Genomic DNA, 15256 nt, shown 5'->3' with positions numbered 1-15256 from the left:
TTGATGGCGATAGTGAGCGGGATTCTCACCCTTAGCGTGCCAAAGTGGGAGACGCTGAAGAGATGATGGGGTCGATCAAAAGCCTTCTGATCGCTCAAACGGAATCACCCGGTCAGCGGCCCGATCATGATGGGCCAAGGCCACCATGCGTGCCAGATCGGCCTGTTTGAATGGCTTGTCCAGCCTCAGCCGCTTTGTGGCGCCGGGAGGCAGTTCAGCATAACCCGTGATGATGATGACGGGCAGGCCAGGATGGCTTTCAGTCAAGGCATCTGCCAGTTGCGCTCCCGTCATATGAGGCATTGCGTGGTCGGTGATGACGAGATCAACGTCACCCTCGGTCAACATCCGTAGAGCATCCGCTCCTGACGCTGCCTGAAACACGGTATGTCCCAATTCCTCGAGCATGCCCGCCGTGTTTGTGAGAACCAAGTCATCGTCATCGACCGCCAATATGACGAGCGGCTGATCCGTGGGCTCAACGATGGTCGGACTCTGGCGCTCGTCCTCCTCCGCATCAATCTCATCAGCAGCCACTGGAAGCCATAGCGAGACAGTCGAGCCCTGTCCCGGCTCGCTTGAGATGATCAGCGAACCGCCGCACTGCTCGGCAAAGCCGTGGACCATGGAAAGGCCGAGGCCGGTGCCCTTGCCTACGCCTTTGGTGGTGAAGAACGGCTCACGAGCCCGGGCGAGGGTATGTTCATCCATGCCTTCCCCTTCGTCGATGACCGAAAGGCGGACATAATGACCACAGGGCAAATCAGGCCGTTGTTCCGCCGTAAGATGAGCCTCGGCACCTTCGACAATGATCCGGCCGCCGCCCGGCATCGCATCGCGAGCGTTTACAGCAAGGTTCAGCAGCGCCAGTTCCAGCTGCGCCGGGTCTGCATGCGCGGCGCTGAGGGACAGGGGGAAACGGGTCTCTATTGTCACGGTGGAGCCCAAGGTCGATTTCAGCAACCCGGCCATGTTTCGCACCAGTGCGATGCAATCGACGCTGACCAGTTTCAACTCCTGGCGCCGGGCAAAGGCCAGCATGCGCTGGGTCAAGATGGCCCCGCGATCGGCCGCCGTCATCGCATTGTCGATATAGCGCGAGATGTCGGCTCCGGTTTGCAGCCGTTGCCTTGCAAGGTCCAGGCTTCCCATGATGACGGCGAGCAGGTTGTTGAAATCATGAGCGACCCCGCCCGTCAGCTTGCCGATCGCGTCCATCTTCTGCGACTGAAAAATGGCTTCGCGCGCTTCTTCCAGTACCAGTTGAGATTCCCGCCGCTCGGTCAGATCGCGCGTGATCTTGGCGAAGCCTATGAGGTGGCCCATGGGGTTGCGAATGGCGTCGATGACGACATTGGCCCAGAAGCGCGACCCATCCTTGCGAATGCGCCATCCTTCCGCTTCAAACCGTCCTTCTCGGGTCGCTGTTTCAAGAGCGCGGGACGGTATTCCGGCCATGCGGTCTTCATCCGAATAGAAGCGGGAGAAATTCTGGCCTAGAATCTCGTCTGCGGTGTATCCCTTGCATCGCTCTGCGCCTGCGTTCCAGCTTGTGATGGTGCCCACCGGGTCGAGCATATAAATCGCATAGTCGGTGACGCTTTCCACAAGCAGGCGGAAACGCTCCTCACTTGCCCTGAGCGCTTCATCTGCCGCGTGTCGTTCCGTCAGGTCGCGCGTTACTTTGGCAAAGCCGATCAACTTGCCTGCGGAGTCGCGGATCGGATCGATGACGACGCTTGCCCAAAAGCGCCCGCCATCCTTGCGTACGCGCCAACCTTCGGCCTCGAACCGCCCTTCACGCTCCGCGGTTTCGAGCGCAAGGGCTGGGATGTCTGCTGCCTGATCTTCCGGGGTGTAGAAGCGGGAAAAATGTTGGCCGACAATCTCTTCGGCCTCATATCCCTTGAACCGGCGCGCTCCTGCGTTCCAACTAACGATCGTGCCATTGGTTGAGAGCATGTAGATCGCGTAATCAGTAACGCTCTGGACAAGCAATTCGAAGCGGTTTCCAGAGTCCTCCGGCGCCGCCGTGTTCATAAGTTCCCCATTAAGTTATTGTATCTTCTGAAAACTGACAAACACCCCGAACGGTTCATCGTTCCGTCGGTGAACCGTCAATATGTCACTCAGCACATATCGCTCTATTAACTAACGCATATTTTTGAGGGGTTTGGGGGGAGGAGCCCATGCGGGGAGCTTTTTGGCGGGCTGAGGGAGATCGTTGACCTTCCCCGGATCAGCCGCTAATCCCGGCGGCGTTGCGGGTGTAGCTCAATGGCAGAGCAGAAGCTTCCCAAGCTTACGACGAGGGTTCGATTCCCTTCACCCGCTCCATTCCTGCATCAGCCGACCTGCCGCTTGGCGAGCTTTCGTGCCAACGTCCGGCGATGCATGCCGAGGCGTCGCGCTGCTTCGGATATGTTGAATTCGCTGTCCTTCAAAACCTCATGAATATGCTCCCATTCAAGCGTCTTGATCGATGTCGGACGTGGGGCGACGGGGGTCGATGGGTCGCCAGTCGACCGGGCGAATGCTGCTTCGATATCATCCGTGTTCGACGGCTTGGCGAGATAGTGCGACGCGCCGAGCTTGATCGCTTCGACAGCGGTCGCGATGCTGGCGAAGCCGGTCAGGACGACGATCAGCATGTCGGGATCATGGGCATGAAGTGTCTGGACGCAAACCAGACCGGACTCAGATGCGAGCTTCAGATCGACTACTGCATAGCGGGGACGGTGTTTCTCGAGCAGGGCGAGAAGGGTGGCATGGTTGTCAGCGGTCAGGACCTGATAGCCGCGCCGTTCAAAAGAGCGCTTGAGCGTTTTGGCGAAGGCTTCGTCATCCTCGACGACGACCAGCAGCCGGTCATCCTCCATTGGGCAACTCCTCTTCGAAGGCGACTGTACTGAGCGGCAGGCGGAGCAGGATGAGTGCGCCGCCGTCCGCGCCATTGCTGGCGGAGACGTTGCCGCCGAGTTTTCGGACCACATTCACGACCAGGAAGAGGCCGAGGCCGCTGCCTTGTTTGCCTTTGCTGGAGCGGTAGGGTTTGCCGAAATCGGCGAGCATCTGTTCGCTGAAGCCCTTGCCATTGTCGCGGACGGCGATGTTGAGTGAGTTGCTGTCGCGCCCGATGAGCAGGTCGATGTAGGTGGCGCCTGCTTCGCGGGCGTTGTCGAGAAGGTTTGTGATGGCTTGGCGGATGACGGGATCGGCGATGATGCGGGGATAATCGTGGGGGCCGAAATCGCAGCGGAGGGGGATGGTGGGATTTGTGGAGCGCCAGCTTTGGGCGATTTCAAGAATGAAATCGAGAATTGGCGTGACTTTTGGAGCTTCGCCTCGGGCTTCTCCTGAGGAAATGAGAATGCCTGTCAATATCTGTTTGCAGCGTTGGACGGCTGCCTGCATCTCGCCGACCTCTTCGAGAAGCGAGGGGTGTGCGGTGATTTCGGGCATGTGGCGCCAGTCGCCGAGCACGACAGCGAGCTGGGAGAGGGGGGTGCCGAGTTCATGGGCGGCGCCTGAGGCTAGGAGGCCCATGCGGACGATATGTTCTTCCTCCGCCGCCTGCTGGCGTAGCTGGGCGAGATAGGCCTCGCGAGCCTGGAGGTTTCGGGTCACCCGGCTCATGAAAAGGACCAGCAGCACCGCGATCATGGCAAGGCAGATCCAGGTGCCGAGGATGTGGAGGTCGAAGAGGCGCCCCTCCAGCGCGTCGGTAAGCTCCAGCGGCCGATAGACGAGGGACAGCATCGCCGCGCAGAGCAGCGACAGGAGGACGATGCCCCAGATGCTCCAGCGGTCGAGCAGCACCGCGCCCAGCGCCACCTGGAGGAGGTAGAGCGCAATGAAGGGATTGGTCGCGCCACCGCTGAGATAAAGCTGGGTCGTCAGTAGCAGCACGTCGAAGACGAGCGCCAGGAACAGTTCGACGCGCGCAACGTCGGTCCGGCGGCGCAGGGTTGCAAAGGTGACGACATTCACGGCTGCTCCGATGGAGGCTACCAGCAGCATGGCCGCGACAGGCAAGCTGATCCCCATGCCCCAATGCACGAACAGGATCGTCGCGACCTGTCCGGCGATCGCGATCCAGCGAAGCTGAGCGAGCAGCGCCATATTCTTGCGCCCTGCTGCGTCCGCTGGCCATTGGCTGGGCAGCAGGCGGGCGCCGGTGGATAGCCACCGCTTCAAGACCGTCTTTCCTTCCATTCATGGCGCATGACGAAGATGTAGGCGCCAGCCGCCATTGCCGCCAGCGCGAACCATGTGAGGGCATAGGAAAGATGGCTGTTGGGGAAGGTAAGGACGGTCAGGCCGCCCATGGGAAGGGATGCTGGCGGGCCGTTGCGTTCGGCGTCGATGAAATAGTTTGTGACCGGCGGGCGAAGCTGGCGCGCGGCGGTGATGGCGGCAATGTCACGTGAATACCAGCGATTTGCGGCAGGATCGTTGGCGCGCAGGAAGCCGCCGCCCGGTTCGGTGAGGCGCATGAGGCCCCTTATCTGGACGCTCCCTTCCGGCCGTGAATAGCCGTTCCGCGCATCAGGCGGGATGAAGCCGCGGTTGACGAGCAGGGTGAAGCCACGATCGGTCATGAGCGGAGTCAGCACCCAGAAGCCTGCCCCGCGAACCGTGGAAGCCTGTACCAAAGTCGCGCGGTCGTGCAGGAAATGGCCGGTCGCGATCACTCGGGTGTAGGCGTCTTTGTCCCTGGCCGAAGGAGGAGCCGGGACAGGGGCGGCGTGAACACGGCTTTCGACCTTTGCGATCAGGTCGCGCTTCCACGCGAGGCGATGGATTTGCCAGACGCCAAGGCTGAGCAGCCCGGAGACCGCCAGTGCGGCGGCCATTGTAAAAGCGATCAGGAACCCCGCCGATCGACGGCGGGGCTTGGGGGCTGTCACGGCATCTGGCTCATGTCATGCACGCTCATATCCATTTGCGGCATCATATTATGGTTGAGATGATACATGACCCAGATGGACCCGGCGAGCGTGATAACGACCAGCACGATCGTGAAGATCAGCGCCAGCATCGTCCAGCCGCCTTCCGACCGGGTGTTCATGTGCAGGAAGTAGATCATGTGAACCAGGATCTGTACCACCGCAAAGCCCATGATGGTGAAGGCGGTCAGCTGCGGATCGCCCAGCACGCCGGTCATGACGAGCCAGAAGGGGATGGCCGTCAGGATGACCGACAGGCCGAACCCGATCATGTAGCTGCCCAAGGTGCCATGGGCGTGGTTGTCGCCATGATGGGCGTCGTGATGGCTGTGGTCGTGCGCGCTCATCGCAGCATCCCCATGAGATAGACGAAGGTGAAAACGCCGATCCAGACGACGTCGAGGAAATGCCAGAACATCGACAGGCACATGAGGCGGCGCTGGTTGGCGGGAATCAGGCCCTTTTTGGCGACCTGCACCATCAGCGTCACCAGCCAGATCGTGCCGAAGGTGACGTGCAGACCGTGGGTGCCCACCAGCGTGAAGAAGGCCGACAGGAAGCCCGACCGCATCGGGGTCGCGCCTTCATGGATGAGGTGCGCGAACTCGTACAGTTCGATCGACAGGAAGGCGAGGCCGAACATGCCGGTGATGGCTAGCCAGCCCTGCGTCGCCGCCACCCGGTTCTTTTCCATCGCCAGCATGGCAAAGCCATAGGTGATGGAGGAGAAAAGCAGCATCGCGGTGTTGAGCGCGACGAGCGGCAGGTCGAACAGGTCCTTCGGGCTAGGCCCCGCCGCATAGCTGCCGCCCAGCACCGCATAGGTGGCGAACAGGCAGGCGAAGATGAGGCAATCGCTCATCAGGTATATCCAGAAGCCCAGCATGGTGCTGGAGCCTTCCGGATGGTGCGGCTCATGCTCCAGATGGAAGAGCGGATTGCCGTCCTTGTCGAGGAAAGCGGCGTCAACAGTGGGTGCGCTTGCCATGTGCTGTTAACCCTGCATCGCGAGCTGGCGCGTGCGCTCGCCCTCTGTGCGCTCGACGACATCTTTCGGGATGTAGAAGTCGCGCTTGTAGTTGAAGGTGTGAGCGATCGTGACGGCGAGGATGCCGACGAAGCTTAAGGCCGCAAGCCACCACATGTACCAGATCATGCCGACGCCGAAGGCCACGGAGAGCCCTGCGATGATGACGCCGGTGCCGGTGTTGCTGGGCATGTGGATTGCTTCATAGCCCGAGAGAGGCCGCTGATAGCCGCGCTTCTTCATGTCCGCCCATGCGTCGCCATCATGAATGACGGGCGTGAAGGCGAAGTTATAGTCGGGCGGTGGCGAGCTGGTCGCCCATTCGAGCGTGCGGCCGTCCCAGGGATCGCCGGTCGTGTCGCGCAGCTTGTCGCGGTTGATGATGCTGACGGCGAACTGGATCAGCATGCAGGCGATGCCGGCCGCGATCATGAGGGCGCCAAGGGCTGCGATCTGGAACCAGATTTGGAGGCTTGGATCATCGAACACGCGCATGCGGCGGGTGACGCCCATGAGTCCCAGGATATAGAGCGGCATGAACGCGACCCAGAAGCCGACGACCCACAGCCAGAAGCTGCGTACGCCCCAGGTCCGGTCCAGCTTGAAACCGAACGCCTTAGGCCACCAATAGTTGATCGCCGCGAACAGGCCGAACAGCACGCCGCCGATGATCACGTTATGGAAATGCGCGATCAGGAACAGCGAGTTGTGCAGCACGAAGTCTGCTGGCGGCACGGCGAGCAGCACGCCGGTCATGCCGCCGACCACGAAGGTCAGCATGAAGGCGACCGTCCACATCATCGGCAGTTCGAACCGGATGCGGCCGCGATACATGGTGAAGAGCCAGTTGAAGAGCTTGGCGCCCGTGGGAATCGAGATGACCATCGTCGTGATGCCGAAGAAGCTGTTGACGCTGGCGCCTGATCCCATGGTGAAGAAATGGTGCAGCCAGACCAGGTAGCTGAGGATCGCGATGACGACCGTCGCATAGACCATCGAGGAATAGCCGAAGAGCCGTTTCGACGAGAAGGTCGAGGTGACTTCGCTGAACACGCCGAACAGCGGCAGGATGAGGATGTAGACCTCTGGATGGCCCCAGATCCAGATGAGGTTCACATACATCATGGGGTTGCCGCCCATGTCGTTGGTGAAGAAGGCGGTGCCGACATAGCGGTCGAGGCTGAGCAGCGCGAGGACGGCGGTCAGCACCGGGAAGGCGGCGACGATCAGGATGTTCGAGCAGAGTGAGGTCCACACGAAGATGGGGAGCTTCATCATGCTCATGCCGGGCGCGCGCATCTTTACGATGGTTGCGATCAGGTTGACGCCTGACAGGAGTGTGCCGATGCCTGCTATCTGAAGGCCCCAGATATAATAATCGACGCCTACACCGGGGCTGTAAGCGATGCCTGACAGGGGTGGGTAGGCGAGCCAGCCGGTGCGGGCGAACTCGCCCACGAACAGCGACATCATGGTGATGACGGCGCCTGCGGTCGTCATCCAGAAGCTGAAATTATTGAGGAAAGGGAAGCTGACGTCCCGCGCGCCGATTTGCAGCGGGACCATATAGTTCATGATCCCGGTGATCATCGGCATGGCGACGAAGAAGATCATGATGACGCCATGCGCCGTGAATATCTGATCATAGTGGTGCGCGTTCAGATAGCCTTCGGAGCCGTTGAAGGCCCAAGCCTGTTGCAGGCGCATCATCAGCGCATCGGCAAACCCGCGCAGGAACATGATGAGGCCCAGGATCATGTACATGATGCCTATGCGCTTGTGATCCACTGTCGTGAACCAGTCGCGCCAGAGCATGCCCCAGAGGCGGTATTTGGTGACGAGGCCGAGGATGGCCGCGCCACCGATGACGACCGCCACGAAGGTGCCCATGACGATCGGCTCGTGGATCGGGACGGCGCTCCAGTCGAGGCGGCCGAAGATCAGTTTCCAGATGCCGCTATTTTCGGATGCGGGATGAGGGGACATGGGGGTCAGGGCCTTGGGAGGGAGGGGGAGGGCTGATGCCGAACAAATTTCCGTTCGTTTCGAGCGTAGTCGAGAAACGCTGGCACAGCGCTTACCGTGTTTCGACTACGCTCGACACGAACGGGGGTCGGGCGCTGCCTCGAACCGGCGGGATTAATGTCCATGGTGACCGCCTGCATGCCCATCGGCATCCTTCTGCCCCGGAGCCTCATGGCCTTGTGCAGCGGGCGTGCGCTCGGCGGCTGGCGTCATGCCGACGGGCTGCGCGATCTCGCCTTTCTTGCCGGGCTCAACTGGATGAAAGCCGCCGACATCGATCGTGCCGTCATGGCGCAGCCCTTCGGTGTCGCGCGCCGATTCCTTGCCGCCGCCGCCCATCATGTCAGTCATCATGACCTCATCCATGCAGCGCTTGCCTGGCTGGGCGCACATGTTGAGGGCGGCGTGGAACAGCTTTGGCTCGACGCCTGCGAAATACATGGGCGGCACCTTTTCGCTCGGCTGCTCCAGCTTCACATAGGTGGCGCGGTCGAGTGTCGCCTTGCTGGCCTTCACCTGCGCGACCCATTTGTCGAAGCCTGCCTGATCCATCGCCTTGAAACGGAAGCGCATGTGGGAGAAGCCTGCGCCGGAATAGTTGGCGGAGAAGCCTTCGAAATTGCCGGGCTTGTTGGCGACGGCATGAAGGACCGTCTGCATGCCGGGCATGGCGTAGATCTGGCCTGCTAGCGCGGGAACGAAGAAGCTGTTCATCAGCGTCGACGAGGTGATCTTGAACTCGATCGGCTGATCGATGGGCGCGGCGAGTTCGTTCACCGTGGCGATGCCGAGTTCTGGGTAGATGAACAGCCATTTCCAGTCGAGCGCGACGACTTCGACCTGGAGGCGCTTGGCAGTGGGTTCGACCTTGCGCTGATGGTCGATGCGCTCGATCGGGCGGTACGGGTCCAGCAGGTGGGTGCTGGTCCAGGTGATCGCGCCAAGGGCGATGATGATCAGCAGCGGGGCGGACCAGATCAGCAGCTCAAGGCTGGTCGAATGGTCCCAATCGGGATCATAATCCTTCGCCTGCGCCTTTTCCCGATAGCGCCAGGCGAACCAGATGGTCGTGGCCATGACGGGCAGGATGATGAGCAGCATGAGCAGCGTCGAAATGACTATCAGGTCACGCTGCTGCACTGCGACATCGCCCGCGGGGGACATGACCACCCAGTTGCATGCGCCGAGCGGCAGCAGCAGCAAGGGCGCGATTCGGCGCAGAAAAGCTCGGGAAAAGGGGCGAGGGCATGCGGTCATGAAGCCCGCATAAGTGGGATGCTTGGCGATCGACATTGGACCTTTTGTCCTATCCCCTCGCAGGCGCAAAATAGGGCAATGGCCTTTCGACCACCGGGGCGATTCGCTATGCTGCAACGATGTTTGGCATGGTTCGTTCCCGCAGCATGAAGGCCAGTCCAGACCGATGAACGCCGCGACCACCACGCCATCCTCCACGCAGATGGAGCGCGATGCACGCCTTGTGACGGCGCGGGATCATAAGGTCGCGCCGGGGGAGATCGCGATTGGCGTGATCATCGGGCGGACGTCAGAATTTTTCGACTTTTTCGTTTATGCGATCGCGTCGTGCATCGTGTTTCCGGCGCATGTCTTTCCCTTTTTGAGCCCCTTGGCGGGGACGCTTTGGTCCTTCGCCATCTTTGCGCTGGCGTTTGTGACGCGGCCGATCGGGTCGTTCATCTTCATGGCTGTGGATCGGGCTTATGGGCGGGGCGTGAAGCTTACTATCGCGCTGTTCCTGCTGGGCGGATCGACGGCCTTCATCGCATTCCTGCCGGGCTATGAGACAGCGGGCATATGGTCGGCGGTGTTGCTGGCTATATTCCGGGCGGGGCAGGGCGTGGCGCTGGGCGGGACATGGGATGGGTTGGCGTCGCTGCTGTCGCTGAATGCGCCGCAGAATAAGCGCGGCTGGTATGCGATGATGCCGCAGCTGGGCGCGCCGCTGGCGTTAGTGGTGGCGAGTGGGTTGTTCGCTTTCTTCCTGTTTAATCTGTCGCGGGCGGATTTCCTGGATTGGGGCTGGCGCTATCCCTTCTTCGTGGCGTTCGCGATCAATGTGGTGGCGCTGTTTGCGCGGCTGCGGATCGTGGTGACGCATGAGTTTGAGCGATTGTTCGAGGCGCGGGAGTTGCAGCCTTCTCCGGTGCTGGAAACGGTGCGGACGGAGGGGCGGAATATCGTGATTGGCGCCTTCGCTCCGCTGGCGAGCTTTGCGCTGTTCCACCTGGTGTCGGTTTTCCCGCTGTCGTGGATCGCGCTTTATACGAAACAGCCGCTGGAACGCTTTCTAGTGATCGAGGCGATTGGGGCGAGCGTGGGCGTGCTGGCGATCGTCGTTTCGGGCTTTGTCGCGGACATGGTGGGGCGGCGGAAGCTGCTGGCATGGTCGGCGCTGGGGATTGCGATATTCAGCATTGCCGCGCCGTTGCTGCTCAATGGTGGCGAGCTGGCGGAGATCGCTTTCATGATCCTGGGCTTCATGCTGCTGGGATTGAGCTTTGGGCAGTCTTCGGGCGTGGTTGCGTCCAACTTTTCGACGGCGACGCGCTATACGGGGTCTGCGCTGACTTCGGACCTTGCCTGGCTGGTGGGGGCGGGGTTTGCGCCGCTGGTGGCGCTGGCGCTGTCGGTCACATTTGGGCTGGCGGCTTCGGGTGCTTATCTGTTTTCGGGCGCGGTGGTGACGGGGCTGGCGCTGTTCATCAACAAGGAGCTGGCGGGCAAGGACCGCTAAGCGGCTGCCTGCCTCATCCGTGCAAGTGCCTTTCGGTCGAACCAGCCGGTGGGGCCGGAGCGAGGCGCTAAGCGGGGGAGCCATGCGGCGTAGAGGCTGCGCAGTTCGCGCGGCAGGGCGTCAGGTCCTTGCCCACCCATGATGTCGGAGACGATGCGGTTCTGGAAGAAGCGCAGCGAATAGTTGGTCATCCGGCGATATTGCATGCGCCAGCTTGCAGGGCTGGTGAGGCGGACGGGTTCGCAGAGGAAGCCGGCTTCTTCGCAAGCGATGACACGCTCACGTTGCCAGGCGACGTCAGTTTGCAGATCGGTATGAGCCCAGGCGGCGACGAGGCCATCGTCGCCGATCAGATCATTGGGCAGGCGCAACCGGCGCGCGCGGATGCGGTTCACGAAATGGCCGGACAGTGCATAAAGATCGCCGAAGAGGCCGCCGTCTGTTGACAGCAGTTGGCGGTAATGCGCGGCCATGCGGCCGTTGAGCGGCATGCCCGCCGCCGCATTGATCCCGTCGCTTGCCACCGCCCGCACCAACGCGTCGATGGAGCCGGGCGCGATCTGGGCGTCGCCGTCGAGGAGGATGACGGCTTCGTCGGTTCCGTCCAGCAGATCATGGATCATGTGGTTCCATGTTCGTGATTTGCCGCCCTGGGCGATGTCATGCACCCGGACATTGGCTCGCCCGCCGACGGCTTCGCGGGCGCGGGCGGCGGTGGCGTCGGTCGAGCCGTTGACTAGGACATGATAGATGGTGTCCGCCCGATCCAGCGGGAGCGAGGCGAGGCAGGTGCCGATCCGCCGCTCCTCCTGATGGGCGAAGATGCCGACCGCGATGCCCATGATGTTAGCGGAAGTCCCAGCCTTGTTGGCCATGGTCGACCTGATCAAGGCCCTCTGCGGCTTCCTCTGCCGTTAGACGCATGGGCAGTACGACCGATAGCAGCAGCGCGACGATAGAGGTTCCCGCCATGGACCAGAGGGCGACGGCAATGACACCGGCCAATTGGCTTAGCATTGCCCCGGTGAGGCTGATGTCGCCTTCGAAACCTACGCCGCCAAGGAGCGGCTGAACAAAGAGCGGCAACAGCAGGGCGCCGATCAGGCCGCCTAGCCCATGGAGCAGGAAGACCGACGCCGGATCATCGACGCCGCGCCCGAACGTTGCCTTTGCGATGCGGCAGAGAAGGGCGGCGCCAAGGCCGATCAGCATGGCGCCTCCGGGACCCGAAAGGGCGGCGGAGGAAGAGATGGCGGCGAGACCAGCGACAGCGCCCGACATGATGCCTGTGGCGCTGATGCGGCCGGTCGCGGCGCGATCCGACAGCGCCCATGCGAGCGCGCCCGCGCAGGTCGCGAAATGCGTGTTGAGGATGGCTGTGGCGGCATTGTCTGTGGCGCCAAGAGCCCAGCCGCCGGAAATGCCCGCCCAGCCGATCCAGATCAATGCGCCACCCGCGAGGCTGAGCATCGGGGCGTGGCTCGTGGCGGCATGTCGGGGGCGGCGGCCAAGGATCAGGGAGAGCGCGAGCGCGGAAAAGCCTGCGCTCATGTGCATGACAAGGCCGCCGGAAAAGTCGATGACTCCGAGCGCTGCAAGCCAGCCGCCGCCCCAGATGCCATGAACCAGCGGGGCATAGACGATCAGCAGCCAGAGCGGGGCAAGGGCCGCCATCCAGCCAAAGCGCGCGCGTCCCGCCGTGGCGCCGGGGAGGAGGCAGACGGCAAAGAGTGCCAAGGCCATCTGGAACAGGACGAAGGCGGATTCGGGAACGGTCAGGCCAGCCTTCAGGGAGCCGAGGTTGGCGAGTAGGAGGTTCGCTCCGCCGCCGAGCCATGCGCTGCCCGGTGCGAAGCTGAGGCTATAACCCGCGATGGCCCAGGCGAGCGATGCGCCCGCCGCGACGACGAGAAGCTGGGTGCTTGCCGAGAGCGCGCTTCGCACATTGACGAGGCCTGCATGGCGTAGGAGCAGGCCCGGAATCCCGGCGAGCAGTATGAGGAGGGCGCAGAGGATCATCCAGGCCGTGTCTCCGCTGTCCGCGACGGCCACCACACCCTGTGCTTCTGCCGTTTGGGGCGAGGCCATGAAGAGGAAGAGGAGGAGGGCACGGGCGAACATGGGACGATCCGGCAATGGCTGGTGCCTTATGTCTATGGGGTGGCGGTAAACACTTTGATAAGGTTAGTGGGGGGGCAGTTGTGGGGGCGGGGTTTTCAAGAAAGAGAAGGGGCTTCGACAAGCTCAGCCCGAACGGGGTTAGGTGATCGCGATGAAAGCCACGGCACATAGAACATGATCACGTTTGAGTGATCGTCACCCCGGACTTGATCCGGGGTCCCGCTCTTTTTCTGACGCCGCCGAGGCAGCGGGACCCCGGGTCGAGCCCGGGGTGACGGAAAATCAGCCTTTGCCGATGCTTCAGTGTAGGACGATCAAGCTCTAAAAGGCTTCGCCGCCGCAGGAGATGCGGCCGGTGCCGCGATTTTCGACCTGGCAGGCGGCCTTGCCGATCACGGTGACGTCACCCGAGCCTGATGCCGATATTTTGGCGGTTACGTCTGCGGTCAGGGCGACATTGCCCGGGCCGTCATTGCTGACCGTCGCCTGACGAACGCGCAGGCCGTCGGCAGCCACGGCGCCCGGACCATTTACGCGCACTGTCGCTATTGCGGCTCGACCGGCCAGCGTTGCGCGGCCTGCGCCTGCGAGGCCGAGGCTGAGCTGATCGAGGTCAACCGCCGCGACGCTGACATCGCCATTGCCGCCAAGTACGATCTCTCCGCGTAAACCCTTCATCCGGCTGACCGAGATGGAGCCGCCGCCGGTCAGAACCAGCCTTTCAAGCGTGCCGGTCGAGAGCCGGACGGTGGCACGGCCGCCGCTTTTCTCGCCGGGTTGGGCGCGGTCCATCCTGATGGTCAGCAGGCGCCCCGACACATCGATATGCAACCTTTCGATCAGCGATTGATCGCCATCGACTTTGGCGGAAGCGCCAGCGCCCGTGGTGATGATCACCTCCACAGGCGCATCGACCCGGATCGCGTCGAAGCTGGTGATGGTATAGCCGCGCGTTGCCGATGCGGCGGGCAGGGGCAGCAGCGCAGTGCTTGCGATCAGGGGCCAGAGGAACTGCCGCAATCGACCTGTCATGGCCCGACCTTTCGTTACAAAGCACGTTGCTTCAAGGTGATAGCAACGCTTTGCGCGGGGGCAAGTGCCGATGACGAGCCCTTAGGCCAGGCCGACTTCCTTTAGCGGGACCGAGGAATCGGCAAGCTGCGCCTGATCGAGGAGGTCGCCGGAAAGGACGTGGGCGCGGCCCTGCACATAGTCCTTTACCGCATTGACGCAGTCGAGCGCGATGAGCTTTCCGGCCTTCAGATACAGGACCGAAAAGCTGCGGGTCGCCGGATCGCCGCGCAGGATGGTGTGGTCATGGCCGATCGAAAGACCCACGGTCTGGAGCTTCAGATCATATTGGTTGGACCAGAACCAGGGCACAGCGTCATAGGCTTCTTCCTTGCCCATGATGTGAGCGACGGCGGTCTTGGCCTGATCATTGGCGTTCTGGACGGACTCAAGCCGAAGCTGGGCGCCGCGCGCGAAACGGTTGGCGTGGGATGCGCAGTCGCCCACGGCATAGATGTTGGGCAGGCTGGTGCGGCAATATTCGTCGACATCGACGCCGTTGCCGCCAGCAGCGCCTGCCGCGATCAACGGGCCGGTTTCGGGGATGATGCCGATGCCGACGATCACCATGTCGGTTTCGATCCGCTCGCCATCCTGCATCAGCACGGCGGTCGCCTTGCCGTCCTGCACCTCGATGCAGTCCATCCTGGCGCCCGTGCGCAGATCGACGCCATGGGCGCGATGTTCAGCTTCGTAGAAGCGGGAGAGTTCTTCACCCGCGACGCGGGCGAGGACGCGGTCGAGCGCTTCGAGCAGCACGACCTTCTTGCCGAACTTCGTCAGCACGGCGGCTGCTTCCAGCCCGATATAGCCGCCGCCGATCACGACGACATGGTCGATCTGGTCCATCTTCGCCATCATGGCATCGACATCGTCGCGGCGGCGGACGGCATGGACGTTGGGCGCGTCGGCGCCGTCGCAGGTCAGCATGCGCGGGCTGCCGCCGGTGCACCAGATGAGCTTGCCGTAGGAAATCTGCTCATTGCCCGCGGTGACGGTCTGATTTTCCGGATCGACGGCCTTCACCCGGTGGCCGAGCAGCATGTCGATCTTGCGCTCTTCCCAGAAGGCGGCGGGGCGGATGAGGATGCGATCGAAGCTCTTGTCGCCCGCGAAATATTCCTTCGACAGCGGCGGGCGTTCATAGGGCGGGTATTTTTCGTCACCGATCATGGCGACGGATCCTTCAAAGCCGAGCTGACGAAGCGAAATGGCCGCTTGAGCGCCTGCATGGCCCGCGCCCACGATCAAAACGTCATAATGGCTCATCGGCCAGCATCCCCTCAGTCCAAGTTGCTGCCGTCCTTG

The 15256-nt window shown here is 62.2% G+C and carries 13 protein-coding genes and 1 tRNA gene; 2 read left to right on the top strand and 12 right to left on the bottom strand.

Translation table 11 applies throughout. The features are described 5' to 3' along the window. Positions 1-75 precede the first annotated feature (75 nt). Positions 76-2040 carry a hybrid sensor histidine kinase/response regulator gene (locus tag IZV00_RS06755; RefSeq protein WP_196226354.1) on the bottom strand — a complete coding sequence of 655 codons (1965 nt, stop codon included), beginning with the start codon at positions 2038-2040 and terminating at the stop codon, positions 76-78. Positions 2041-2263: 223 nt separating this feature from the next. Here IZV00_RS06755 and IZV00_RS06750 point away from each other — a divergent pair. Beyond that, positions 2264-2337 (top strand) — tRNA-Gly (locus tag IZV00_RS06750). 8 nt (positions 2338-2345) lie between these two features. Here IZV00_RS06750 and IZV00_RS06745 read toward each other — a convergent pair. From IZV00_RS06745 to cyoA, 7 genes are all read right to left on the bottom strand, one after another. Continuing rightward, positions 2346-2879, bottom strand: a complete 534-nt coding sequence (locus IZV00_RS06745) for a response regulator transcription factor (RefSeq protein ID WP_196226353.1) — start codon at positions 2877-2879, stop codon at positions 2346-2348. Then, entirely contained in the window at positions 2869-4197 is a 1329-nt protein-coding gene (locus IZV00_RS06740) for an ATP-binding protein (RefSeq protein ID WP_230463322.1), read from the bottom strand. Before IZV00_RS06740 ends, IZV00_RS06745 begins: the two co-directional genes overlap by 11 nt. Further along, entirely contained in the window at positions 4194-4856 is a 663-nt protein-coding gene (locus IZV00_RS06735) for an SURF1 family protein (protein WP_196226542.1), read from the bottom strand. The genes IZV00_RS06740 and IZV00_RS06735 overlap by 4 nt, the downstream gene beginning before the upstream one ends. Positions 4857-4906: 50 nt before the next feature. Then, on the bottom strand, positions 4907-5296 hold the full coding sequence (gene cyoD, locus IZV00_RS06730) for a cytochrome o ubiquinol oxidase subunit IV (protein ID WP_196226351.1): 390 nt from the start codon (positions 5294-5296) through the stop codon (positions 4907-4909). After that, complete coding sequence (cyoC, locus tag IZV00_RS06725; protein WP_196226350.1) at positions 5293-5937, bottom strand: cytochrome o ubiquinol oxidase subunit III; 645 nt, start codon at positions 5935-5937, stop codon at positions 5293-5295. The genes cyoD and cyoC overlap by 4 nt, the downstream gene beginning before the upstream one ends. A gap of 6 nt (positions 5938-5943) precedes the next feature. Continuing rightward, entirely contained in the window at positions 5944-7962 is a 2019-nt protein-coding gene (gene cyoB, locus IZV00_RS06720; RefSeq protein WP_196226349.1) for a cytochrome o ubiquinol oxidase subunit I, read from the bottom strand. Positions 7963-8115: 153 nt separating this feature from the next. Next, positions 8116-9294 (bottom strand): ubiquinol oxidase subunit II, encoded by a 1179-nt coding sequence (gene cyoA / locus IZV00_RS06715; RefSeq protein ID WP_443020067.1) that lies wholly within the window; start codon positions 9292-9294, stop codon positions 8116-8118. Between the two features lie 130 nt (positions 9295-9424). Between cyoA and IZV00_RS06710 the strand changes: the two genes are divergently transcribed. After that, on the top strand, positions 9425-10756 hold the full coding sequence (locus tag IZV00_RS06710) for an MFS transporter (protein ID WP_196226348.1): 1332 nt from the start codon (positions 9425-9427) through the stop codon (positions 10754-10756). Here IZV00_RS06710 and IZV00_RS06705 read toward each other — a convergent pair. From IZV00_RS06705 to IZV00_RS06690, 4 genes are all read right to left on the bottom strand, one after another. Next, entirely contained in the window at positions 10753-11598 is an 846-nt protein-coding gene (locus IZV00_RS06705; RefSeq protein ID WP_196226540.1) for a glycosyltransferase family 2 protein, read from the bottom strand. The two genes, IZV00_RS06710 and IZV00_RS06705, sit on opposite strands and share 4 nt — an antisense overlap. A gap of 4 nt (positions 11599-11602) precedes the next feature. Beyond that, positions 11603-12877: an ammonium transporter gene (locus tag IZV00_RS06700; RefSeq protein WP_196226347.1), complete on the bottom strand. Its 1275-nt coding sequence runs from the start codon at positions 12875-12877 to the stop codon at positions 11603-11605. Positions 12878-13198: 321 nt separating this feature from the next. Then, positions 13199-13909: a head GIN domain-containing protein gene (locus IZV00_RS06695; RefSeq protein ID WP_196226346.1), complete on the bottom strand. Its 711-nt coding sequence runs from the start codon at positions 13907-13909 to the stop codon at positions 13199-13201. 81 nt (positions 13910-13990) lie between these two features. Further along, positions 13991-15217 (bottom strand): NAD(P)/FAD-dependent oxidoreductase, encoded by a 1227-nt coding sequence (locus IZV00_RS06690; RefSeq protein ID WP_196226345.1) that lies wholly within the window; start codon positions 15215-15217, stop codon positions 13991-13993. Positions 15218-15256: the final 39 nt, after the last annotated feature.

This window comes from Sphingobium sp. Cam5-1, assembly GCF_015693305.1.
In the GTDB taxonomy this organism is placed as follows: domain Bacteria; phylum Pseudomonadota; class Alphaproteobacteria; order Sphingomonadales; family Sphingomonadaceae; genus Sphingobium.
The sequence above is the reverse complement of the archived record's forward strand: the minus strand, read 5'-3'. Positions and strand labels throughout refer to the sequence as shown.